Raw genomic sequence first — 22849 nt, 5'->3', positions numbered from 1 at the left:
CACCCGCGCCCGGGTAGCCCCGGCCTCGTCGATGGGGGCAACCGATGACGACCGCCCTCATGGCGCTGCTCGGTGTTCTCCTCACGGCCGGTACCTTCGCGTTCGTGTCCGCCGAATTCTCCCTGGTGGCCGTCGACCAGGCGGTGCTGGAGAAGCGAGCCGAGCAGGGGGACCGCGGAGCCGCCAGCGTCCTGCGCGCGACCCGTTCCCTGTCCACCCAGCTGTCTGGCGCCCAGGTGGGCATCACGCTGACGACGATCCTGCTGGGCTACACGACGCAGAGCGCGCTGGCCGACCTGCTGGAAGACCTGCTGGGGGCCGCCGGGCTGGCGTGGGGACTGGCGACCGGCATCGCGGCCTTTTCGGCCGCCGTGTTCATCAACGTTTTTTCGATGCTCTTTGGGGAACTGGTGCCCAAGAATCTCGCGCTGGCCCACCCGATGAGCACCGCCGTGCGCGTCGTCCCCTTCCAGGTGGCGTTCACCGCGGTGTCGCGCCCGATCATCTGGGTGTTGGGTGGGACAGCGAACTGGGTGCTGGCCCGCATGGGTATCGAACCCCAGGAGGAGCTTTCCTCCGCGCGCTCCGCGTCGGAGCTGGCCGCCCTGGTTGAGCACTCCGCCGAGGAAGGCACTTTCGACACGTCCACGGCCGACCTGTTCACGAACACTATCCGCATGACCACGCTCAGCGCCGCCGACGTGATGACGGACCGCGGTCGCCTGTACACCCTGGGCGAGGAGGCCAGCGCGCAGGACGTGTTGGAGCTCGCCGGGCAGACCGGGCATTCGCGTTTCCCCGTCATCGGTGACGATTCTGACGACATCTTGGGCCTGGTGTCCTTGCGTCGTGCGGTCGCCGTGCCCGTCGATCGCCGCGGCGAGGTACCGGTCGTCTCCTCGTCCCTCATGACCCAAGCGCCCTCGGTTCCCGAGACCGCGCCCATCGGCCCGCTCATGGTTCAGCTGCGCGACGAGGGCCTGCAGATGGCCGTCGTCGTTGACGAGTACGGCGGAGTGTCCGGCATTGTTACCTTGGAGGATGTCGTTGAGGAGATCGTCGGAGAGGTGTCTGACGAACACGACCAGCGGCGCCTGGGTATCCGTCCTCGCCCCGACGGGACGTTCCTCGTGCCGGGGACGTTGCGACCCGACGAGCTCGCACGCCGCACGAACATCGTCCTGCCGGGGGACGGACCCTACGACACGATCGGTGGCCTGGTCATGAACGGGCTGGGCGAGATCCCGTCCGTCGGCTCGCGCGTGAGCGTCGACGGGGTCGGCATTGAGGTCACGCAGATGCAGGGCAGGAGGGTCGCGCAGGTGGCGATTACGCCCGCGCCTGTCGACGAGCGGGAGGCATCCCTGTGAGCGCCGGATGGGGCCTGGCCGTCACCGTGGTGTTGTTGGCCGTTAACGCGTTTTTTGTCGCCGGCGAGTTTGCGGTCACTTCGACGCGCCGCTCGCAGATCGAACCGCTGGCCGAGGCGGGGAAGCGCGGAGCCGCGCGTGCGCTGTACGCGCTGCGCCACGTGTCGCTCATGCTGGCGATCTGTCAGTTGGGCGTGACGGTCGCTTCCACGACGCTGGGTGTCATCGCTGAGCCCGCGATCGCTCGCCTCGTGGAGTCTCCCCTCCAGCGCCTGGGTGCGCCCGAGGCGACCAGTCACGTCGTGGGGTTTTCGGCAGCCCTCATCATCGTGTTGTTCTGTCACGTCGTCTTTGGCGAGATGGTGCCGAAAAACATTTCGATCGCCGCCCCCGTGCGTATGCTTCTCTTTCTGGCGCCGGTGCTCGTGCGCCTGGGGCACCTGCTGCGCCCGATTATCGAGGTCATGGATCGCTTCGCGAACTGGTTCGTGCGCCTGACGGGATACGAGCCGCGTTCGGAGATTTCGTCGACTTACACGGTTGAGGAGGTGGCCTCGATCGTCGAGGCCTCACAGGCCGAGGGCATGATTACCGACGAGCTTGGGCTGCTGAGCGGCGCCCTGGAGTTTTCTGAAGAGACGGCGGGATCCGCGATGGTGCCCCTGAGCGACCTGATTGCTCTGCCCGAGGGGGCCACCCCCGCCGACGTGGAGGAATTGGTGGCGCGCACCGGATATTCGCGTTTCCCGGTAATGGGCGAGCACGAGGTGATCGTCGGCTACGTTCACCTCAAGGATGTCCTTTACGCCAGCGGGGGTGAGCGCGACGAACCCATCACGCCGTGGCGCATCCGCCGCCTCGAGTCCGTCGCGTCGGGCGACCAGGTTGAGGATGCGCTGCGCCACATGCAGCGCACCGGCGTGCACTGCGCCCTCGTCCGCGACGGGGGGGCCATCGTCGGCATCCTGTTCCTGGAGGACATCCTGGAGCTTTTGGTCGGCGAAGTACGTGACGTGCTCCAGCGCCCATGACGAGGCCGCGGCAAGCAGGGTACATTAGGGCGAGGCAAACGACCGACAGAAACGAGGGGGAGCGCGTGAGCGACATCGAGTGCCCGCTGCCGAAGCGATCGCAGCTGCGCGCCGCACGCTCCCAGGCGCACACGCAACCGGAGGAAGAGGGCTCCACCGCCCCGTTGCCGCTCACTCCGGCGGCTGCCGACTCTCCCGGCGCGGGCACGGGCGACGCCGGCGCGGTTTCGACCAGCGGGAGTGCTGAGCCTGTCGATGCCGGCGGTCCTCGCGCCTCCTCTTCCGCGCCCGCCGAATCCGCCCGCGCCGCCGACGACACGGGCGGCACCCGGGCGGAGGAGGCCTCGTCGGCGGGGCGGCGACGCGGCCACGTCCACCCCGTCGGCTACGTGCTGCGCGCCCTCCTGGTGGTCGGGCTGGCCGGAGCGACCATCGCGGTCCCGATGACGGGGCGCGTCGGATCTGATTCTTCCCTGACGGTTCCTGCCCGAGCCTTTGGCGCGTCGGTGGGGGGCACCAGCTGGGCCTCATCTTCGGCGCTGCCCCAGGCCACACAGCTGGACGCGACCCTGACCGCGAACTCGCGCGCCAAAGCGAAGGCGCCCGTGTCGATCACGGGCTGCGCCGCCGGGAATGGGGCGGACGGCAACCGCAGCGTCAAGGTCGTGGCGGACGCAATCTACTGGCCGTTGCCGGAAGGATCCTTCGTGATCACCTCGCCCTTCACGACGCGTATTTCGCCCGTGTCCGGCCAGCTGCTGGCGCACGAGGGCATCGACATGGCGGCCCGCATGGATACGCCGGTCACCTCCGTGTACGCGGGCGTGGTCGAGGAGGTGGCGGAGAACTCCCGCTCCGGCGCATACGTGCAGATCAAGCACACGAAAGCGGACGGAACCGTCTTCCATTCGGCCTACCTGCACCAGTACATGAACAAAATCACCGTGAAGCTCGGCGACACGGTCACCGCCGGTCAGGTCATCGGCGCGGTCGGCAACAACGGCTGGTCGACGGGCCCCCACCTGCACTTTGAAATCCATGACTCCTCCGATACCCCCATCGACCCGGAGGCGTGGATGAAGGAGAACAAAGCGATTTACCTCGGACAGGAGTCTTGCTCATGATGCCCGTAACGATGCGTCGGGGCCCCGTCATCTTTGCGCACAGGGGAGGTGGTGAGGAGGCTCCCGAAAACACGGTGAGCGCCTTTACCCGCGTCTACCGGGCTGGGATCCGCCACGTCGAAACGGATGTGCACGTGACCGCGGACGGCCAGGTCGTGGTTTCCCATGACGACACCGTGGACCGCTGCTATGACGGGTCGGGAGCTATCTCCCAGATGACGTGGCGTGAGCTGGCCAAGCTGCGCCACCGCGACAGTGGCGAGCAGATGCCGCTGCTCGCGCAGGTCCTTAAGGCCTTTCCCGACATGTATTTCAATATCGACGCGAAGGAAACGGGCGTCGAGGGTCCGCTACTGGACGTCATCGCCGCCCACGGCGGCGCCGATCGGGTCCTAGTCGCCTCTTTCTCCGAATCGCGCCTGCGTGCCGTGCGCGATCGCGCCGCCTCCGATCCGGCGCGCGCGGTGGCGACCTCGCTGGGCACCGAGGCCGTGGTGCGCCTGGTGGGTGCCGCGAAGAGCGCGACGAACCCCGCGTGGTGGCACGTGCCCGGGCCGCGGCAGGGCGCGATTGCCGCCCAGGTGCCTATGCGCCAGGGCCCCATCCGCGTGGTCGACGAGCGGTTCGTGGCGACCGCCCACACGCTCGGCCTCGCCGTGCACGTGTGGACCATCAACACGGTGGCGGACGTGCTGCGCCTCCTCGAGGTCGGTGTCGACGGCATCATCACCGACCGCCCCGTGTTCTTGCGCGACTTCCTGGAGGCACGCGGCCTGTGGACCCAGCCCCCGGCCCCGGGTGCCGTCGCGGCCTCCCCGCGGGACTGAGGGGGATCATTGCGCGATATGACGGGCGGTTGCCGGTGGGAGTGGAGTTGGCGTTGCCTACGACAGCTATCAAACCGATAGCGTCAAACGCCGCGACTGGGGCGTGGGTCATAAGCTGGCGCGCGCCGGCGTGAAGGGGCCGGCAACGGGTTTTGTTCCTTTTGCTGGTGGATATGCCGGGGCAGTGGCGGGGGCTGCTGCCGGAACTGAAGTGTCTGGCCCTCCCGGCGCCGTTGTTGGTGGGGCCATCGGACGCGCCGCCACGCACGACGCTGTGGGAGAACCTCATGGAACTCCTCGCCGCGTAGAGCGGCGGAGACCGGCAGCTGGTGATCATGCGCCCAGGTGAGGGCGCGCTGCGCCGTGGGGTTCGCGCAACCAGGGTTGCCCTCCTGTCGGATGAATCGGGGTTTATGAAACCGGGACCACCCCTGCTTTGCGCGAATCGGCTGTTGTGGGCGTTTTTGGATGAGCAGGGGCGGTGTGGGTTTCACGCGGAGCCGGGGGCTGCAAAGCGGGGGCCGTGTGGGGGCCGTAATTGGTTGCGTGCTGTCGTGGGGATAGGCAGGGCTGCCGTGGTCTGCTCTTTCTATGTTCTCGTGGTGGCTGCTGCGGAGTCTTGGTGAAGGAGTGTGTTGTGGCTGGTCTTGGTCGTATTTTTGTGGGATTGGGTACCCCTCCCGTTGTGAGGATTGCACGGCCTGACATTGGGCGTGTGTGGTGGTTCTTGTCTGTCACTCCTATCTGAAGCAGACCTGGACGCCATTGCCGAACAGCAGGGCGACCGCCCCCGCAAAACGCAAAACTGGGATACACCCAAGCAGCGCCTCGAATCTGCTGCTCAGGGCGTAAAACGTGTTGCAACCACCTCTAGAATCCGTCATCGACGCGTACCGTGAGCCATGGCAACACCAAGGGAAAGCTCTTCATGTAAGCCGTGATTACCGCATTCAGCGCCCACGTCCCACCCCCCCTGACCGTGATCATCACACGTAGACGAACATTAATTAACGAGGAGCCAACGACGTACTGGCCTACTTCGCCCCCGGGGCACCCACAACGGCCCCGACCACCATGAAAAGCAGCTTTCAACCCGCCACCCGCTGCGGCTGCTCCAACGAGCGGCCGCCCCACCTCACAGCCCCGAGCGCGCCCGCGTGCGGCGCACGCCCATGGCGACTGAGAGGATCGTCAATGCGAAGAGGGCGCAGATCCCGCAGTCGGCCAGCAGGGGGAGGAGCGCTTGCGCGGATGTCGAGGTGGCGGAGTACACCCCGGAGAGCGCCTGGTTCACCCAGTACCCGGGCGTGAGCCTGGCGGCCCGGGCGACGGCGTCGGGCAGCCATTCGATGGGCACCCAGGTCCCGCCCAGGAAGGACAATGCCATGCCTCCGATATTGGCGATGGCGTTGGCCGCGTTCTCGCCCAGGCCGGTCTGTCCTATGAGGAGCCTCAGCCGGCGGTCACTCCGGCCAGTCGGACTCCAAGTAGGCACCCACCGCCCTGTTGCGGAACGTGTAGTGGGGGCGGCCCCTGCGGATGACGCGCCGGATGAGATCGAGGCGCTGGGCGGTCGGCCCCGCGTCGGAGGCTCGACGGTAGTCGAGTGCGCGTGCGATGTTCGTCAGGGTCCGCTCCGGGGGCGGCAACTGCGCCATCGCTTCGAGAAATGCCCGCTCCCGGGCGGGCAGGCGCTCCAGGACGCGATGCACATGGGTCTCGGCCTCGTGGACGGCACCGCGCCACCCCGATGCGACCTGCTCGGCGGTGATGAGGTCGTCGGTTCCCGCGTACCAGGCGCGTTCACCCGCCAACTGGAAGAGGAATGGCTCGCCGCGCGAGAGCTCGACAATGGTCCGCTGCGCCGATGCCTCCATGTAGACGCGCTTGCCGCCGGGCACCTGCCACCCCTCGGTCACGAACGGATGGAGCGCGACCAGCAGGTCGTTATCGCTGATCGGTTCAAGGATTGTCGTGCGGAAACGCCGTGCGAAGGGCGCGCCCGTCCTGGCCCCCGCCATGTCGGCGAATTCAGGAAGGCCGGTGAGGTACACGGCGATCGGGAGGGCGCGCGAGGCGCGTGGGCCACCTGGCAGGACGATCTCCTCCTCGTGGGCCAGCGCGTTGCCGAGGGCGATGAGCAGTTGCGAGCGGACCGCTTCGTCGGTGATGTTCTGCACCTCGTCGATGTGGATGACGATCACCGCGTCGGCGCGAATCGCGGCACGGCCAATATCTCGACGAGGAGCTCGGTAAGCGCCGTGTACGGCTCGGGTCCTGAGCGTGTCCGCACCGTGAGCCCGAATCCCGAGGCGGCAATCGATTCGACCCGGCCGAGCAGGTCGGTGATGCGGCGCTCGCGGGCGCTCGGCAGGCCCGCGTCGGACGCCAGGCGCAGGAGCGCCGACGCCACCCGTTTCACGGGGTCGCTACCGGAGTCCTGAGCTGGGGTGTTGTCCAGTCGCCTTCGGCCGCAGCTGAGCGTGCGATCTTGCGCACCAGTGCGGACTTGCCCGACCCGGCTTCGCCGAGGATGGTGCGCCCGCGCTCGTGGATGCCCGCGCGCCGACGCGGGCGTACGACATCACGCCAGTCGCTGAGTTGCTCGACTCGCCCCGCCCACACGTGGGGGACGGTGTCGGATCCAGGGCTGAAGGGAGAGTCCAGTGGAGTCCTCATCGCGATAAGTTTATCAACGCTTCGGGCGTTTGATAAGTTTATCAGCGCTCTTGCCGTGGTAGGCGGGAGGGTGGAAGTCGCGCGCTGCTGGTCGGGCGCGGCGGGCAGTGCGACTAGCGCCCTGGGGCAGGGGCCCTCAAAGGCGGGCGGCCTTCTCCAGCCCCTCCTGGATCGCCGGCAGGTTCGAGTGCTTCCTGCGGATGCGCCACTTGCCGAAGGTGGGTGAGTAGTCGGGCAGCCACGCCAGTCCTCCGTCGTGCACGCCGCCCAGGAACATCGCCGTCCATTTGGGGTGGCCCTGCTGGGTGAGATCGAACTGCCAGGTGGCCAGCACTTTGCTCAGTTCGTCCCACGCCGACGGGGTCAGCCAGTCATCGAAATGCTCGGAGCCGCGCTTGAGCACGGCGTAGGTGGAGACCTTCTGGCTGTCGGGGGCCTTGTTGACCAGCAGGCCCACCTCGGTCCACCCCTCCGCGGTCGCCTCGGCGTTCGCGTGCAGGATCTTCGCGACCGCTGCGATGTACTTGACGTTGGTGTCACGCGAATCAGCGGTGTTCGGACGTGTCATAAAGTGCTCCTCCTCGAGTTGTTCGCCGACGGCGGGGCTCCGTCGCTTCGCCCGCCGATTGTCTGATCCTTCCCCTTTAGATTAACAGTGTATGGGGTGCGAGTGAACCCCTCTTTACCCTCTCTTTTCAGTATGCCCGCACTCCGCGGCCCCGGGCGGCATAAGGTGGGCCGCGCGCCGCGGGCCCCGGGGCTGTCATCGTCTACTTGCACGGGGGTGCCTGCGTCTCACCCATCAGCGGGCGCACTGGCTGATCATCGACGCGCTCGCGGAGCGGACGCGCGCAGCGGTCGTGGTCCTGTAGGTTCTGGTGGCGGTTGCAACGCCTCGAACTGCTGCTGAGGGCATAACACGTGTTGCAACCACCCCTAGAATCCGGCCGGCATCGGGAGTATGTCCGGGCTCTTGCTGATGGTTTGAACTTCACGCAGGCGGCTCATGCTGTCGGGGTCTCGAAGCGGACGGGCAAGGTCTGGCGTAATGGTCGAACTCGCTCAAGTGGACGGTGTGAGCGAGCAAGCATTGCTCCTCAGGCTCATTGGTACCGTCTGTATATGAAGTGCTAACCTCATCGGGTCAGTAAACGGTTCTTGTCGCTCAAGGAACGCATGCTTATCTTTGGATGGCGCGTCGAGGGGCTCTCTATTCGTGACATTGCTCGACAGTTAGGACGTTCGCCCTCGACTGTGAGCCGGGAGCTGAAGCGTAATGGGATTGCAGCCACGTGCTACAACCCCTACATCGCTCACATGCGAGCAGGCAAGCGTCTCAAACGCCCTAAAGTGCGTAAATGCGCCGATCCTCGCTTGTGGGGCATCATCTGGGACAAGCTTCAGCTCAGATGGAGCCCAGAACAGATTTGCGCATACTTGCGCATGCGTTTCCCGCACAAGTCAGAGCATGAACCCGTGCGTGGAGACGATCTACCAGTCCATCTTCATCCAGGCCAAAGGCACGCTCCGCAAAGAGATCGCTTCCCTCATGCGCCAAGGGCGCGTCCGTAGGCGTCCGGTCGCATACTCTCGCCAGGTACGACCACGATTCAAGGACCCCATGGTGATGATCAGCGAACGGCCCGCCAGTGTGGAAGACCGGGCGCTGCCTGGACACTGGGAAGGTGACTTGATCATCGGAGCCAAAGGGCGATCCGCGGTCGGCACACTCGTGGAACGCTCGACCCGGTACACGCTGCTGCTCTACTTGCCTAATGGACATACAGCTACTGAAGTTCAAGATGCCATCATCGACAAGCTCGCAGACGTGCCCCATTCCTTGCGCCTGTCACTGACCTGGGACCAGGGAAGCGAGCTGGCCCAACATCGCAAGATCGGTTGACAGCTGGGCCTTGACGTGTACTTCTGTGACCCGCACTCACCCTGGCAACGCGGCACCAACGAGAACACGAACGGGCTCCTGCGCCAATACATGCCCAAAGGAACTGATCTGTTACTCCTGACCGAAACGGACCTGGACGCCATCGCCGACCAGCTCAACGACCGCCCCCGCAAAACGCTAAACTGGGACACGCCCAAGCAGCGACTTGAGCTGCTACTCAGGGCATAACATGTGTTGCAACCACCCCTAGAATCTGCCCTTGACAGCCGCCTTCGGGGGGGGGGGGGTAGCTTCGTTCCTGTCAATCGGTAAGGAGCGTGGCGTGTCGGGTCAGGTCGTGTGGGATAGCGATGAAGTGTCGCGAGCATCCTCCATTCTCGAGGCATCGGGTGAAAATGTTGCAGCGTACGTGCTGGATACTCCTTCTGGGGTCGGCAGTAACGAGGGGAGGCTTTCTGAGAGGATCGCGAAAATCAATGAGGTAATTGCGATGGGCTCCTTCTGTTCGCTCGCTGTAGCGCAGGGGCTCGATGCGGCCTCCAGTGCCTTTGCTCAGGCCGATGATCAGGCCGCCGCAGAAATTGCGGCGGTCCGTGAATACCTCGACAGTCTGGACTCACGATGACAAACGCAAGTGCTGTCTCTCAGGGTTCCTCATTTTCGATGGAATTCCCCATCGATGTCGATGCTCTGTTTACCTTTGAAACGATCTGTGAGGAATCGATCGGCGCGTTGACTCGGGCCGATGGTGACGTGGCGCGTGCCTCGGCTATTGTCTCCCAGCAAGAGGCCTTGCTCGTGCATCGGTGCAACGAGGATCTGCTGACAACATCGCAAACATACGAGGAGATGGCGGCAGATTTGAAGGCGTTGAAGCTGGCCGTTTCGGACCTGGCGTGGTCGATGCGGTCGGTGCGGGGTGAGTATCAGGGGATTGCTCAGGCTGCGGCCGCGGGTGGTCTGATCGTCGAGGGGGACACGGTGATCCTGCCGGACGAGCAGGACGCGGCGCTGAGCGAGTTATTCGGCGAGCTCAGCGTCAGGGCGCGGGAGCAACGGCTGAACTACGAGCGCGCGGAGTATGTGTTCTCGCTGACGCTCGATGATCTCAAAATTGGCACGTATGAGCAGTGGATTAAGCCGGTGTTTGACCGGCTGAAGGAACACTTTGTTCCGAGTGAGAACCATCGACTGGCCATCGCTGTCCCCTATGCATTGGGGCTGTTAGATTTTCTCGGGCAGTCGACAGTCGCGCTCACGATGCAGCACTTCAGTGGGTTATACGAGGCTCCGGAGGGATTCTTCGCCAGGGGTGATCTGTCGAAGTGGAAGTTTCGGTCGCCGGGAGCGCACGGACTGGAACCAACAGGGACACGTGTTGTGGCTCCGGTTGCCGGAAAAATCGGGAGGGTTGCTGGCGTGGCGGGTGCTGTTGTTGATGGTGGTATCACCGCCTACGATACGTATCAAACCGATACGGTTCAGCACCCCGAGTGGAGTGAGGGACATAAGGTCGCGCGTGCTAGCGTGAAAGGGACCTTAACGGCGGGTGGTGCCTGGGGAGGTGCATTTGTGGGAGGTAAAGCTGGCGCAGCCATTGGTGCTGCTTGTTCGGGACCTTTTGCGCCGGTTGGTGCTGTTGTGGGTGGCCTTGTGGGTGGCGTCGTCGGCGGGATGATCGGGCACTACCTAGGAGAAGGCGCAGGCGATCTAGCCAACGATACTATTGTCGATCCAATCAATGAAGGGTAATCGTATGAACGAGGATCTTAAACTAGCTATTGCTGGGTTCGGCATGGGTATTCTTGGAGTTGGGGTATGGTATGCGGAGATGTTTTTAGACTCAAGAGCCGCGAACCTGTGGCGTCGGATGAATGGGAAGGGGAGAATCGGTAGGAACTTTGCTGCTATCGGTGCGCCTTCAATCGCTTGTATTTTCTTACTCGTTGGAATATCTGGATTTATTAAGTATTTTAAGCTGCCTACAATTTGGCTAACAGGTGTTGCTGCGACACTTCTGATCTTTCTTGCCTTCTTTCTTATTGGGCTATTACCGATCAGATTCCCTAATTTCGTGTATGCCGATTGGCAGTATGCCAAGCGGCACGGGCTGTTGGATGAGAGCGGAAACATTGATCAGGAGGCGTGGGCGCTTCATCATGCTCAGAGGCGGGGGGATACGTGGTGGTGAGTCTTGCGTCGGGATGGCGGCTCGTTACCCCAGAGGAACGCGCAGAACTGGGGGCGCTCGCCGGTGACGCCAGCGTGCGTCTTATCGCTGTCGGAAAGGCGAAAGGCGAGGGAAAGGTCCCGACCCTGGTGATCGCCGGTGGGGAACTGACCACCGATGTCAGCGATGAAGCGGTCTACGCGGACAGCGTCCAGCAGCTGGAGAAACCATTTCCTGGATTTCATCTCATCGATGATTTCGAGTGGCCAATGACTCCTCAAGGAGCCCGATGGCGTACAGGCGTCTACATCCTCGACGATGTCTCGCTGACACTCAGCCAACTCGCATGGATCACGCGTACTGCACACGTTGGGTCACGCTCGCCGCAGCGTTTCCTGTGGACCGCGACGTGTACGTGTCCCAGCATTGTCTTCCCGATGGTCATCGATGATTTCATGGAGATGGCTCAGACTGTGGAGGAGCCATCGTGAGTGTTGATGCCACCGATTCGCGTTCTGCGGATCAGCTGATCGTCACCGTCGAGCAGGCGAATGTTCTCCTCGACATGCTGTCTACCAGCAAGGGGACGACGCGCGTCTCGAGCGATGCCCTCACCAGCGGACTTGTCAGCGGTGGACTTGTAGGAGCGAATGGCCTCGTTGGTGACGCACAGCGAATCCTGGGGCCCGCGAGTGATGCTCGAACGAGGGCCGCTATCCGTGTTGTCTCCCCCGCCATGCCGGATGTCGTGCGCGACTGGAGGGTCTGGCCCACCGTTCCGCGCTCCGTCATCATGCGTTCCGATGTGGACGGCGTGCACTTCAGTCAGGTTGATTTCTGCGAAGTCCCGCATATCCTGGCCTTCGCCTCCCTGCTGCACGCCGGACCCACCATCCACGACGGCCCGCCCTACATGCCTACAGACTTCCTAGCAGCGGTTCGTGCCCTTGATGTCCGAGGTGCACAGGACGTCCTCAATGACCTGGTGACGTATGGCCCCGCCGAGTCGCACTTTGCGCGTGACTGCACCTCGGGGCGCTGGAGTGTCGTCACCTGCGTGCGTGAGGAGAAGCGACGTGGAAAATGGCGTCCCGGCGCGCACTATGAGTGCTTCGTGACCGATCATCTCCACGCCCTCATTCATGCACCCCTCGACGTGCAGGCTCTCTCCCGGTTGTCAGCGGATCCGACGCTGGACGCTCCGCCTCGCGCGGCGATTTGGGCCATGGCGATGGGGGTGCTTGGCGCGTAGCGCTCAGGCCGGCAGCTGGCGACCGTGCGCCCGCGTGAGGGCGCGCGGCGTCGCGGGGGTTCGGGCAAACGCGGCCGCCCCTGCTTCGGGCTGCGTGGGGTTTGGTGAAACCGGGGTCGCCCCTGCGTGCCGGAATTGGCTTGAATCGTGGTGTTTTGGGCGTACAGGGGCGGTGTGGGTTTCACGCGCAGCCGCGGGAGGCGGGGCGGGGGCGGTCTGGGTTTCAACCGGCGGTGAGACACGCCCACGCCGCAGCGCAGCAGGACACCCGCGGCCCCCCGCGCAGCAAAACGCCCCGCCACGCAACACGACAAGGCGCCATGCAACACAGGCGGGGGCACAACCGGCCGGTTCTGCCCCCGACGTATCCGTTCAGGATCGCGGTCAGTCGTCGCCGCTGAAGTCCGCCACGGCCTCGTCGATCCCGGCACGGCGGATGCGCACGAGGGCCAGGAAGGCCAGCCCGGCGGCCAGGGCGATGCCCAGGCCACGCACCAGCGCAGACTCGCCGATAAAAATCATGGCCATGGCGGCCAGAGTCGGCACCAGCAGCGTGAACGCGTAGCCGACGTAGCGGCCAAACGACGGCATGGCCACGCCGTCGGATTCTGCGACGGATTTGACCATGAAGTTCGGGCCGTTTCCAATGTACGTGGCCGCGCCGCAGAACACGGCGCCCAGCGAGATGGGGATCAGGTAGTATTCGGGCACCCCCGCGACGAGCGTGCCGTCGCCGCCGGAGGCCTTGGCCAGCTCAAAGAACGTCATGTACGTGGGGGCGTTATCCAGCACGGAGGACAATCCACCCGTGAACACAAAGTAGGTCATGCGCGTCAGGGGCAGGTCCGGGGCGATCTGCTCCAGGTAGCGCAGCGCGGGCGCCATGGTCGAGAAAATGCCGATAAACAGGGTCGCGACCTCGGCGATGGGCGTCCACGTGAAGGCATTCTCCTCGAAGCGCACCTTTTTGTCGGAGAACGCGTAGGACAATCCGGCGACCGTGAACATGATGAGTTCGCGCCACGGCACCAATTCTGTCCACGACCCGACGTGCCCCTCAGCGAGCGCCTCGCCGTCCCAGGAAGGCGCGAAGGCGACGGAGAGGATGATGATCGCGAAGAAGAGCAGGTTCACCGTGCCGACCAGGCGCAGGGGCTGGACGTCGCGGTCGTCGGCCTCGATGGAAGAGGTGTCTTCCGAGGCGTAACGTACGCGGTCGATCGAATAGTAGGACAGGAGCAGCAGCACCAGGACGAACAGCCATTCCTTCCACAGCGCGAAGGTCCAGGAGAAAGGAACGCCGTGCAGGTAGCCCAGGAAGAGCGGCGGGTCGCCGAGCGGGGTCAGTATGCCGCCGCAGTTGGCGACGATAAAAATCGTGAACAGCACGGTGTGGACGCGGTGCTTGCGTTCTTTGTTGGTTTCCAACAGCGGGCGGATCAGCAGCATGGCCGCGCCCGTGGTCCCGATGAAGGAGGCGAGGAGGCCGCCGACCGCCAGGAAGATCGTGTTGTTGCGTGGAGTCGCCTTGATGTCGCCCTCCAGGTGGATGCCTCCGGAGACGACGAAGAGGGCGAAGAGCAGTGCGATGAACTGCACGTATTCGACGCCGGTCGAGATCAGTGGACCAGTGCCGGCCGTAACGAGCATCCAGATCGTCGTGGGCACGCCCAGGAGCAGGGCGACGAAGAGCCGGGAGGATTCCTTTTCCCACCAGTGCGAGGTTTTCGGGATGATGGGCAGGAGGGCAATGCAGGCGAGCATGGTGACGAAGGGGAGCAGGCTCCACCACTGGTAGGTCATCGGCCGGTCCTTGTTTGACGATTGGGGCGCACTCCATTTTATTGGGGTGCGAGGCGTGGGGCGCGGCATCTCCCGCGAGGCGGGAGAGGCAGCGCCGATGGTCCGTGGAGCGTCGGCCGGTTCGCGAGGACCCGCGGGAGGCGGGGCAGCGGGAAACGCGGGCGACCGTGGCGCCCCGAACAGGACTCGAACCTGCGACCTCTTGCACCGGAGGCAAGCGCTCTATCCGCTGAGCTATCGGGGCAACCCGGCCAGTCTAGCAGGGTTCACACACCCGCGCGTGACGGTGATGTGTGCCATACTGGTCGGTGTCCCTTATCTGAAAAACCATCAGGAGGATTCTATGCGCGTTCATATCGGCACCGATCATGCCGGTTTTGAGCTCAAGGAAAAGGTCGTCGCACACCTGCGCGGGGCCGGTCACGTTGTCGTGGATCATGGCGCACGCACTTTCGATGCGTTGGATGACTATCCGCCGTTCTGCATCGAGGCAGCGCAGGCGGTCGTGGATGAGCCGGGCAGCCTCGGCATTGTCATCGGTGGCTCCGGTAACGGCGAGCAGATGGCCGCCAACTGCGTGGAGGGCGTGCGTGCCGCGCTGGTGTGGTCGGATGCGACCGCTCGCCTGGCTCGCGAGCATAACGACGCGAACGTCGTGGCCGTCGGCGCGCGCCAGCACACCGAGGCCGAGGCCCTCGCGCTCATTGACGCGTTCCTGGAGACCCCCTTCAGCGGGGACCAGCGCCACCAGCGCCGCATCGACCTCATGAAAGACTATGAGCGCTCCGTGCGCGCCTGAATCGTTGAGGTGAATCGGGGCCGGCGGATTGAAGTGATCCGTCGGCCCCGATTCGCGTGCAAAGCACCGCGCGTCTTTGCCGCCCCGCCCCTATGCCCCCGTGCGTCCGCGTGGGTCGTGGAGTGCCGCGCCGCGCGTCGTCCCCCGTGCATCCGCGTGGCGCAGGGCGCCCCATCCTTGTCCTCCAACCCCTCGTGTGGCCAGGTATTCATCCGAGCGCGCGAAGAGAGCTCGCGGCGGGGCGTGAAAACCCCGTAGGCTTGGGGGGTGACTCCTGAAGAACTTGCTTGCCTCATCCGCTCGACGCTGCTGGACGCTGCCGCCGCCGGGCGCATTTCGATCGATCCCGCCCTGGTCCCCGACCCCGTGACCGTGGAGCGCCCCCGCGTGCGCGAGCACGGCGACTGGGCGACCAACGTCGCCATGCAACTGGGCAAGAAGGCCGGAATGGCCCCGCGCGAATTCGCATCGATCCTCGCTGGAGACCTGAGCGGCGCCGCCGGCATCGACTCCGTTGAGGTCGCGGGTCCCGGATTTATCAACATCCGCCTGGGCGCGGGCGCCGCGGGCGAGCTGGCCCGCACCATCGTTCAGGCGGGGGCCGCCTACGGCCGCAACCAGACGCTGGCGGGCCGCTCCATCAACCTCGAGTATGTGTCGGCCAACCCGACCGGCCCCGTGCACCTGGGGGGCGCCCGCTGGGCGGCGGTCGGCGATTCGCTGTCGCGCCTCATGGCCGCTTCCGGCGCCGCCGTGACCCGCGAGTATTACTTCAACGACCACGGCTCCCAGATCGACCGTTTCTCCCATTCCCTCTACGCCCGCGCCATGGGCCGCGAGGTGCCCGAGGACGGCTACGGCGGCCAATACATCGCCGACATCGCCGAACAGGTGCGTGCCGACGCGCGCGCCGCGGGCGAACCCGACCCGATCACCCTGCCCGAAGGGGAGGCCATCGAGGTGTTCCGCGCTCGCGGCGTCGAGCTGATGTTCGCCGAGATCAAGGAGCGCCTGCACTCTTTCCGCGCGGACTTCGATGTGTTTTTCCACGAGGATTCGCTGCACTCATCCGGTGCGGTGAACGAGGCGATCAAGCACCTGCGTGAGCGCGGCCAGATCTTTGACGAGGGCGGCGCAGTGTGGCTGCGCACGACCGCTAACGGGGACGACAAGGACCGCGTGCTCATCAAGTCGGATGGCCAGGCCGCCTACTTCGCGGGCGATGTCGCCTACTACCTGAATAAGCGTGAGCGCGGCGCGGATGCGGCCATTTACCTGCTGGGCGCGGACCACCACGGCTACATCGGCCGCATGATGGCCATGTGCGCCGCCTTCGGCGACACCCCCGGCGTGAACCTGCAGATCCTCATCGGCCAGCTCGTGAACCTGGTGAAGGATGGCGAGCCCGTGCGCATGTCGAAGCGCGCAGGCACGATCGTCACGCTGGACGACCTGGTCGATGCGGTCGGTGTGGACGCGGCCCGCTACGCCCTCGTTCGCGTCTCGATGGACACGCAGGTCGATATCGATCTGGACCTGCTCTCGCAGCACTCGAACGACAACCCGGTGTATTACGTGCAGTACGCGCACGTGCGCACCTGTAACGTCGCGCGCAACGCCGCCACTCACGGCGTGAGCCGCGACGCGGGATTTGACCCGGCCGAGCTGGATACCGAGGCCGACTCGGCCCTGCTGGGCGCGCTCGCCCAGTTCCCCGCTCAGGTCGCTCAGGCCACCGAGCTGCGCGAGCCGCACCGCATCGCCCGCTACCTGGAGTCCTTGGCCGCCACCTACCACGCCTGGTACGGCCAGTGTCGCGTCACCCCCCGCAGCCTCGATCCGATCCAGCCCGGCCACGTCGCCCGCCTGTGGCTCAACGACGCGGTGACCCAGGTGCTGCGCTCCGGCCTCGGTCTGCTCGGCGTGAGCGCCCCGGAAAGGATGTGAGCAGTGAGGAAGGCGGATCGTGCGCCCGTTGGGTCCCTCACCTGTCCGAACCCCGGTGAGCGCCCCGACCTGTGGCCGTGGAGCGCCCGGCGCGTGGACGGCGTTTTGCGTGTGGGCGGCGTCGACCTGACCAGGATCGCCTGTGAGTTCGGCACCCCCACTTTCGTGCTGGACGTTGAGGGGCTGCGCGGGCGCGCCCGCGTGTGGGCGTCGGCGATGGCCGAGGAGTTCTGGGACGGCTACGGCATGAGGGGCGGCGACGCCTTTTACGCGGGTAAGGCGTTCCTGAGCGCCGATGTCGCCCGCCTGGTGGCCAGTGAGGGGCTGGGGGTCGATACCGCGTCGCTGGGGGAGCTGACGCTCGCGCTGCGCGCGGGGGTTGACCCAAAGCGCATCGGGTTGCACGGCAACAATAAGTCCGACGAGGAGATCCGACTGGCCCTCGAGTCCGGCATTCACCGGATCTTTATCGATTCGATGGACGAGGTTCGCCAGGTCGAGCGGATCGCCGCGGAGCTGGGCGTCGCCGCGCCCGTCATGGTGCGCCTGAAGTCCGGCATCCACGCGGGTGGAAACGAGTACGTTGCCACCGCCCACGAGGACCAGAAGTTCGGCCTGTCCCTGGCCACCGGCCAGGCGCTCGAGGCCATGGCGGCGATCGCCCGCGCCCCGCACCTGGATTTTCGGGGCCTGCACAGCCACATCGGCTCCCAGATTTTCGGCACCCGCGCCTTTTCGCAGGCTGCCCGCATCGTCATCGACTTTGCGGCCAGGCTGCGCGACGAGCTGGCCCTGGGGGTTCCCGCGATCGACCTGGGTGGCGGCGTGGGCATCTCCTACACGGGCCAGGACCCGGTGCCGACCTCTCCCGTGGAGGTCGCGCGCGTGCTGGCCGACGCGGTTCGCGAGCGCTGCGCACACCACGGCCTGCCGATCCCGCACGTGTCCGTCGAACCCGGGCGTTCGATCGCGGGGGCGTCGATGGTGATGCTCTACCGCGTGGGCGCCATCAAAGACGTTTCGCTGGAAGGCGGGGGAGTGCGCCGGTACGTGGCGATCGACGGGGGCATGTCGGATAACATCCGGCCCGTCCTTTACGACGCCGCCTACACGGCGACCCTGGCGAATCGCGACTGCCCCGCCCAGCCCGGCGCCCTGGCACGCTGCCGCGTGGTCGGTAAGCATTGCGAGAGCGGGGACATCATCATCCGCGACGTCGACCTGCCGGGCGACATTGCGGGCGGCGATCTCCTGGTGGTGCCTGCTGTGGGTGCTTATGGGTATTCGATGGCGTCCAATTACAATATGGTGACCAAGCCTGGTGTGCTGGCTGTTGAGGATGGTGCGGCCCGTTGGTTCGTGCGTCCGCAGACGGTTGATCACTTGTTGGCGTTGGACGCGGGGCTCGCATAGCTGTCGGGTTTTGTGTGGGGCGTGGGGGTGTGTCTGTTGGGTTGTGTGTTGTGTGGGTGTTTGGTTGTTTAGTGTCCTTGTTTTTCTTCCCAGGTGTCGGTGTTGTTGATGATGAGGTGGTCTAGGGGGAAGGGGTCGGTTGTTTCGGTGGTGGTGACCAGGCCGTTGATGGTTTGGGTTTGTCCGGTGAAGGGGTTGGTTGCTGTTCCGCTCCATGTGGTGGTGAGGGTGATGGTGCGACTGGCTGTGGGGTAGGGGCCATCTAGGGAGGATCGCCATCCTTGGGGTGGGGTGTAGTGGTGGTGGATGAGGGTGGGGTCGGTATTGGGGTTCATGCCTTTTTGCCAGGGTGCTCCTGGTGAGGTCGTGGTGGTGTTGGGTGTGTTGTCTCCCCAGTTCCAGGTGTATTCCTCGGCGTTGAGGGTGATGGTGATGGTGCGGCCTAGGAGGGTGATGGTGTGTGTTTGGGTGGGGTGTGTGGCGTTGACCAGGGTGGGGATGTATTTGTTGGTGTAGGACACTCCCTCGGGGCGCTTGCGTAGGCCTGCGCCGTCGGCGTGGATTAAGGTCGCGGCCGCCAACAGAATCTCACGGGTGGTGGGGATGCGTGTTGGTGTGGGGTCTTCGCCCGGTGCGGGGGGCGGGTAGGCGCATACCCAGCTGCCCTGCGTGAAAGGATCGTCCCCGTGAGGCAGCTGCTCAACAGCGCAATGCGCCCAATCAAAATACGCCCCAGCCTCAGACGAAGCAACAGAGTCCGCCGTTAAACGACTCCTGTCATCAGTCACAGTCCTCCCAGCAGACGAGGAAGATGATGAGGCTGAATCAGACTGGTATCCCCACTTTTCTTGCTGGGATACCTTGATATTACTTCCATCGCCCTCAACGACTTGATCCCAATCGTGATGACGCGCGCGATCGTCGGCATAGGTGGCGGTAACTGTGCTCATTGAGCAGAATACAAATGCTACTGTCGCTACTATGGTGTGCGAGCTGGTGTATCTAGTTTTCATCGCTAACCGCTCTCCCTTGTGTTTCAATCCACTGGCCATTATTCCAGGTCATGAATAAAGAAATTGTCGAGTGATACTCGTTGTTTCTGACGGTGATGTGCTTCTTTTTGCATTTTGTGCCATCGATCGCCATGACACTAAACTTGACGCCGATTGTATTCGGTGGGACGTCTGCTCCGTTAGCGGGGACAGGTTCTAGCAGGAGGATATTCTTTACTGTTAGCGAGTGACCGAATACCCACCCATCAGAGTAGTCTTCATTAATCCTGTTGATTAGGTCCTCGGCAAATCCGCTATCTTCGGATGATAACGCTCTGACAGCGGAAGTGTCTCCCGTATTCCAGGCATAGGTGGCAACAGCGAGGTAGTGTTCGGCGGCTGCTTCTGCTCCTCGTTCGGTGTTTTCTGTGGCGGTTTGGGGGAGTGTGGGTAGGGTGTAGGTGGATGCGGCGTGCTCTGCTGGGCGTACTAGGATGCCGTCGGGTCCGATCTCGTACCCGCCCGACATCACGGCCTCACCCGAACCGGTCGGCGCGGGGGTGGGAGCCCCGCCCGACATGGCAGACCGCGTGGGCGCCGCCGTGGGGGCTGTGCCCTGGTTCCACCAGCCCCGTGCTTCGCCCTGGATATAGACTGCGACAAGGGCGCCGATGGCGAGGAGGATAATGAGTGCCCGGATTCCCCAGTCAATGGGGTCGGCTCGCAGCCACGAGGCCAGCCCGCCACCGGTGCGCGTCGTGTTGTGGGTGGTATCAAAGGTGGTAAATCCCGTGCCTGTTTTGTTTTCTTTAGTGTTTTTGCTGCGCGGACGGTGGGTGGTGCCCAGGCCCCAGGACCGGCGGGTGAACAGGCCGCGCCTGGGTTGCGTGGATTGGAGGAAGGCTTCTTCCTCCTCATCGGTGATGGGTCGCTGGGACAATGGTGGGATTTCCATGGTGTGTGCCCTCCACACTGAGGTGTACTCCTGGGCGCCCCCGACACTGGGAGCACGCCCCTTGGGAACCATGGTAGGCGCAGAACCAACACGAAACACCAAGAATCCCCCGCAATCACCACACAACAATTCCCACCCACCACCCAAACCCCGCACAAACGTGCACACCACACCCAAAACCCACACCTGACCTGGCCAAATGAAGACGTGTACGCCCGGCGCGCGCCGCGAGAACACGCGAACCCGAGCGCCACACCCACAACCCAGACACTTCAACGCAGGAAGGAGCGAGCTGGGAAAGGCACGAAGGAAGGAATGAGGGGAGGACGCGTGCGGCCGAGAGGCAAGGCGTGGCCTCGGGCATGGCGCCGCGACGGCGCAGCACGTGCGACCTCGACGAATGACTCCTCGGCGCGATCACATCAAGCGCCGGATGCGACCGGCGTACGCCCTATGCGTTCGAGATGAAACCCGCTTTCTCCGGTGTCGTTCCCAGGCGCGCGGCGATTATCTTCTTGTCCTCGTCGGATGCCAGATCGCGCACCCAAGACACGTAGGTCGGCTCGTCGCTGTGGACCTCCTGCGTCAAGGGGTTGCGCCTCTTCGCGACGATCGTGTGCGCGTGCTTGCCGAACACCCACAGGTTGGCAACCAGGGCGGCCGCGGAGATGATGAACATCGCCGTGGGGTTGTGGGCGCTGCGGTGGGCGAACATCGAGTCCTGCATGAAGTGCGGGAAGGTGAGCACCACGGCAGACCAGAAGGTGAGCGTGTACGCCCGGTATTGGATCCACGCCCCCCGACCGAACTTCAATAGGGCCGGGATCGTGCACGAGGCCAGCAGGGCCACGCCCGAGTACCACGCGCGGTCCGCCAGGCAGTTGTACACGTAGGCGAAGTTCCACAGGTCGTAGGCGATGATCCAGCCGATGGTCAGGTCACCCCACACGAGGGCCCGTTCCTTCCCTTTCGACACGAAGATCCCGATCCATCCCGAGATCGCCAGGAGGTTGAGGATACCCGCAATACCGTTCATGATGTTCCACGGTCCTCCCCAGGTGACCATCCCCTGGGACGGATCAACCCCGTGAATCCCGTAGCACTGAAAATCCCGGACCACCGCCTCGGCGATATTCACCGCCAGGATGACCGGTGGGATCAGCAGGTACCAGCGGTTGTGTCGCAGCCTGGGGAACACCTGCAGGGCGACCAGGCACAGGGATCCGGCCAGCGCCGAATACTGTTTGACGATCGGAAACCAGCCCGCCGAGGCCGTCCCCTGCGTGGACGTCGGCCACCAGAAGATGGTGAGCGCGACGGGAATCAGGACGAATACGCCCAGGACGACCCACATGTTGCGTTGGGCCAGCCAGGCGGTGAACGCGAGGGCGGCGATAACGAAGGCGAGCATCGCGTAGTCCCACCACTGGCCGACCTCGAAGAAAAAGAGAGTCGGATACTCCGGGGGAGTGATCGCACCCATCAGCGTTGTTCCTTACCCCAATCGGGCAGATAGGTGCGCTCCATCTTTTGGCGTATCTGCTCATCCCAAGAAAATGCCGGTTCGCTCCAGCCCTCGAAGTAGGAGGAATCAACCTCGCTTTCCCACGGGGTGCCCGGACCCGTCGGCGGCCACGATGGATCGTCGGTGACGGGCGGGCGTATTTCAGCGACAGCCGGGGCTGAGCGCCCATAACGGAACCACTGGGTGAAGGTGTCCTCAAAAAGGGGCGTGCCGTCGTGTCGGCCGGCCGGGGTGGGGCTGGCGAAGAACCGCCCGCCGAGCATGCCGCGCATAACGCGACCTGTCAGGTGCTGCTTCTTCTTAAACTCCAGGACGCGTTTCACGTAGAGATTCTGCAGGTGCGTCATACACCCGCCGATGAACTCGATGTTGACCCAATTGAGCGCGGTCATTGCCGCGCTGGGCGGCTCGTAGCCGATACGCCAGTGGTTGATGAGGCGAGTGCGGCCTCCGGCCAGCGGCACCATATAGAAGCACCAGGCCGCCGCGAAATGCCGCATACCCGGGAAACGGAAAGCGTAGGACCCGGGAGCCTTCGGCGGGTTCTTCGTGTCGACCCACTGAACCAGGTACTTGCCGGGCACGATGTCAGCCCACTCCATGGACATCCCGTGGAAGTCGAAAGCAGCAATGTCGCCGGGCTTCATGGAATCAGGCTGCTGGAACTCCTCCTGTATCTCGTAGGAGTTGAAGAAGGGGAGACGAGCGAAGGTCCTTTCCAGGAACTCCGAGGAGAACGACCCGGATTTTTCCGCTCCGATCTGTTTAAAGAGCCTCCATACCGCATAGGCGGGGGCGTCAATGGTGATGGCGTAGGTCGAGGAGTAGCCGTTGTCATAGTTGGCGTCGATGAGATCGTCTCCCGGATAGCGCCAGGCCTGTTCTTCCGGCGTCGCTTTCCCGGTGAGCTGGCTGAACGCGTACATGCCACCCAGGAGTGCGGCCGTTCCCGCCAGGCTGATGCGGCATAGCGAGCGCATGCGTGAGTGTCGTGTCATGAGTCCTCCTCCTTGAGGATCAGGCGAGGCCTGCTTGATGCAGATGTGGGTCGTCGGGCAG

Annotated in this window: 20 protein-coding genes, 1 tRNA gene and 2 pseudogenes; 14 read left to right on the top strand and 9 right to left on the bottom strand. The window is 64.3% G+C overall.

Going from position 1 to position 22849, the window contains the following annotated elements:
- The first annotated feature begins 44 nt into the window (after nucleotides 1-44).
- From BLT68_RS03885 to BLT68_RS03870, 4 genes are all read left to right on the top strand, one after another.
- The gene (locus BLT68_RS03885; protein WP_074632915.1) at nucleotides 45-1370 is read left to right on the top strand and encodes a hemolysin family protein; all 1326 of its coding nucleotides are present in this window, start codon (nucleotides 45-47) and stop codon (nucleotides 1368-1370) included.
- Nucleotides 1367-2401 (top strand): hemolysin family protein, encoded by a 1035-nt coding sequence (locus BLT68_RS03880; RefSeq protein ID WP_074632914.1) that lies wholly within the window; start codon nucleotides 1367-1369, stop codon nucleotides 2399-2401. Before BLT68_RS03885 ends, BLT68_RS03880 begins: the two co-directional genes overlap by 4 nt.
- 65 nt (nucleotides 2402-2466) lie before the next feature.
- Nucleotides 2467-3525: a M23 family metallopeptidase gene (locus BLT68_RS03875; protein ID WP_408641287.1), complete on the top strand. Its 1059-nt coding sequence runs from the start codon at nucleotides 2467-2469 to the stop codon at nucleotides 3523-3525.
- Nucleotides 3522-4352 carry a glycerophosphodiester phosphodiesterase family protein gene (locus tag BLT68_RS03870; protein ID WP_074632912.1) on the top strand — a complete coding sequence of 277 codons (831 nt, stop codon included), beginning with the start codon at nucleotides 3522-3524 and terminating at the stop codon, nucleotides 4350-4352. Before BLT68_RS03875 ends, BLT68_RS03870 begins: the two co-directional genes overlap by 4 nt.
- A 1135-nt stretch (nucleotides 4353-5487) precedes the next feature.
- Here BLT68_RS03870 and BLT68_RS03865 read toward each other — a convergent pair.
- The 3 genes and pseudogenes from BLT68_RS03865 to BLT68_RS03855 form a co-directional block, all read right to left on the bottom strand.
- Nucleotides 5488-5739 carry a hypothetical protein gene (locus BLT68_RS03865; RefSeq protein WP_232618769.1) on the bottom strand — a complete coding sequence of 84 codons (252 nt, stop codon included), beginning with the start codon at nucleotides 5737-5739 and terminating at the stop codon, nucleotides 5488-5490.
- 76 nt (nucleotides 5740-5815) lie between these two features.
- A pseudogene (locus BLT68_RS09525) lies at nucleotides 5816-7031 on the bottom strand (ATP-binding protein).
- A gap of 136 nt (nucleotides 7032-7167) precedes the next feature.
- Nucleotides 7168-7599, bottom strand: a complete 432-nt coding sequence (locus tag BLT68_RS03855; protein ID WP_050695053.1) for a hypothetical protein — start codon at nucleotides 7597-7599, stop codon at nucleotides 7168-7170.
- Between the two features lie 608 nt (nucleotides 7600-8207).
- On the opposite strand from BLT68_RS03855, the gene BLT68_RS09520 reads away from it, so the two are divergent.
- The 7 genes and pseudogenes from BLT68_RS09520 to BLT68_RS03825 all read left to right on the top strand — a co-directional run bounded on the left by BLT68_RS09520 (nucleotide 8208) and on the right by BLT68_RS03825 (nucleotide 12356).
- Nucleotides 8208-8603 (top strand): helix-turn-helix domain-containing protein, encoded by a 396-nt coding sequence (locus tag BLT68_RS09520; RefSeq protein WP_198482575.1) that lies wholly within the window; start codon nucleotides 8208-8210, stop codon nucleotides 8601-8603.
- Nucleotides 8500-9162 (top strand): annotated as a pseudogene (locus tag BLT68_RS09290) (IS30 family transposase). The gene BLT68_RS09520 and the pseudogene BLT68_RS09290 overlap by 104 nt, the downstream one beginning before the upstream one ends.
- Nucleotides 9163-9256: 94 nt before the next feature.
- On the top strand, nucleotides 9257-9559 hold the full coding sequence (locus BLT68_RS03845) for a hypothetical protein (protein ID WP_070778154.1): 303 nt from the start codon (nucleotides 9257-9259) through the stop codon (nucleotides 9557-9559).
- Complete coding sequence (locus BLT68_RS03840) at nucleotides 9556-10686, top strand: hypothetical protein (RefSeq protein ID WP_332838223.1); 1131 nt, start codon at nucleotides 9556-9558, stop codon at nucleotides 10684-10686. The genes BLT68_RS03845 and BLT68_RS03840 overlap by 4 nt, the downstream gene beginning before the upstream one ends.
- Before the next feature lie 4 nt (nucleotides 10687-10690).
- The gene (locus BLT68_RS03835) at nucleotides 10691-11125 is read left to right on the top strand and encodes a hypothetical protein (RefSeq protein WP_074632909.1); all 435 of its coding nucleotides are present in this window, start codon (nucleotides 10691-10693) and stop codon (nucleotides 11123-11125) included.
- Nucleotides 11080-11595, top strand: a complete 516-nt coding sequence (locus BLT68_RS03830; RefSeq protein ID WP_242649302.1) for a DcrB/PsbP domain-containing protein — start codon at nucleotides 11080-11082, stop codon at nucleotides 11593-11595. The genes BLT68_RS03835 and BLT68_RS03830 overlap by 46 nt, the downstream gene beginning before the upstream one ends.
- Nucleotides 11592-12356 (top strand): XRE family transcriptional regulator, encoded by a 765-nt coding sequence (locus BLT68_RS03825; RefSeq protein WP_074632908.1) that lies wholly within the window; start codon nucleotides 11592-11594, stop codon nucleotides 12354-12356. The genes BLT68_RS03830 and BLT68_RS03825 overlap by 4 nt, the downstream gene beginning before the upstream one ends.
- Before the next feature lie 384 nt (nucleotides 12357-12740).
- On the opposite strand, the gene BLT68_RS03820 is transcribed toward BLT68_RS03825, so the two are convergent.
- Nucleotides 12741-14159, bottom strand: coding sequence for a sodium:proton antiporter (locus BLT68_RS03820; protein WP_074632906.1), 1419 nt, complete (start codon nucleotides 14157-14159; stop codon nucleotides 12741-12743).
- A 168-nt stretch (nucleotides 14160-14327) separates the two neighbouring features.
- Nucleotides 14328-14403 (bottom strand) — tRNA-Arg (locus BLT68_RS03815).
- Nucleotides 14404-14502: 99 nt separating this feature from the next.
- Between BLT68_RS03815 and BLT68_RS03810 the strand changes: the two genes are divergently transcribed.
- The 3 genes from BLT68_RS03810 to lysA all read left to right on the top strand — a co-directional run bounded on the left by BLT68_RS03810 (nucleotide 14503) and on the right by lysA (nucleotide 18318).
- Nucleotides 14503-14958 carry a ribose-5-phosphate isomerase gene (locus tag BLT68_RS03810; protein WP_074632905.1) on the top strand — a complete coding sequence of 152 codons (456 nt, stop codon included), beginning with the start codon at nucleotides 14503-14505 and terminating at the stop codon, nucleotides 14956-14958.
- Between the two features lie 267 nt (nucleotides 14959-15225).
- On the top strand, nucleotides 15226-16905 hold the full coding sequence (argS, locus tag BLT68_RS03805) for an arginine--tRNA ligase (protein WP_074632903.1): 1680 nt from the start codon (nucleotides 15226-15228) through the stop codon (nucleotides 16903-16905).
- Nucleotides 16906-16908: 3 nt separating this feature from the next.
- Entirely contained in the window at nucleotides 16909-18318 is a 1410-nt protein-coding gene (gene lysA, locus BLT68_RS03800) for a diaminopimelate decarboxylase (protein WP_074632901.1), read from the top strand.
- Between the two features lie 68 nt (nucleotides 18319-18386).
- Here the strand turns inward: lysA and BLT68_RS03795 are convergent, their stop codons facing one another.
- The 4 genes from BLT68_RS03795 to BLT68_RS03780 all read right to left on the bottom strand — a co-directional run bounded on the left by BLT68_RS03795 (nucleotide 18387) and on the right by BLT68_RS03780 (nucleotide 22788).
- Entirely contained in the window at nucleotides 18387-19370 is a 984-nt protein-coding gene (locus BLT68_RS03795) for a hypothetical protein (RefSeq protein ID WP_341349665.1), read from the bottom strand.
- A complete protein-coding gene (locus BLT68_RS03790) occupies nucleotides 19321-20265 on the bottom strand; it encodes a DUF6318 family protein (protein WP_074632900.1) in 945 nt (314 codons plus the stop codon). The genes BLT68_RS03795 and BLT68_RS03790 overlap by 50 nt, the downstream gene beginning before the upstream one ends.
- 451 nt (nucleotides 20266-20716) lie before the next feature.
- Complete coding sequence (locus BLT68_RS03785; RefSeq protein WP_074632898.1) at nucleotides 20717-21748, bottom strand: DUF5692 family protein; 1032 nt, start codon at nucleotides 21746-21748, stop codon at nucleotides 20717-20719.
- Complete coding sequence (locus BLT68_RS03780) at nucleotides 21748-22788, bottom strand: hypothetical protein (protein ID WP_050695044.1); 1041 nt, start codon at nucleotides 22786-22788, stop codon at nucleotides 21748-21750. The genes BLT68_RS03785 and BLT68_RS03780 overlap by 1 nt, the downstream gene beginning before the upstream one ends.
- Nucleotides 22789-22849 lie beyond the last annotated feature (61 nt).

The sequence above is a fragment of the Schaalia meyeri genome, assembly GCF_900105015.1.
Taxonomy (GTDB): Bacteria; Actinomycetota; Actinomycetes; order Actinomycetales; family Actinomycetaceae; genus Pauljensenia; species Pauljensenia meyeri.
This window is presented reverse-complemented; position numbering and strand designations above follow the sequence as displayed.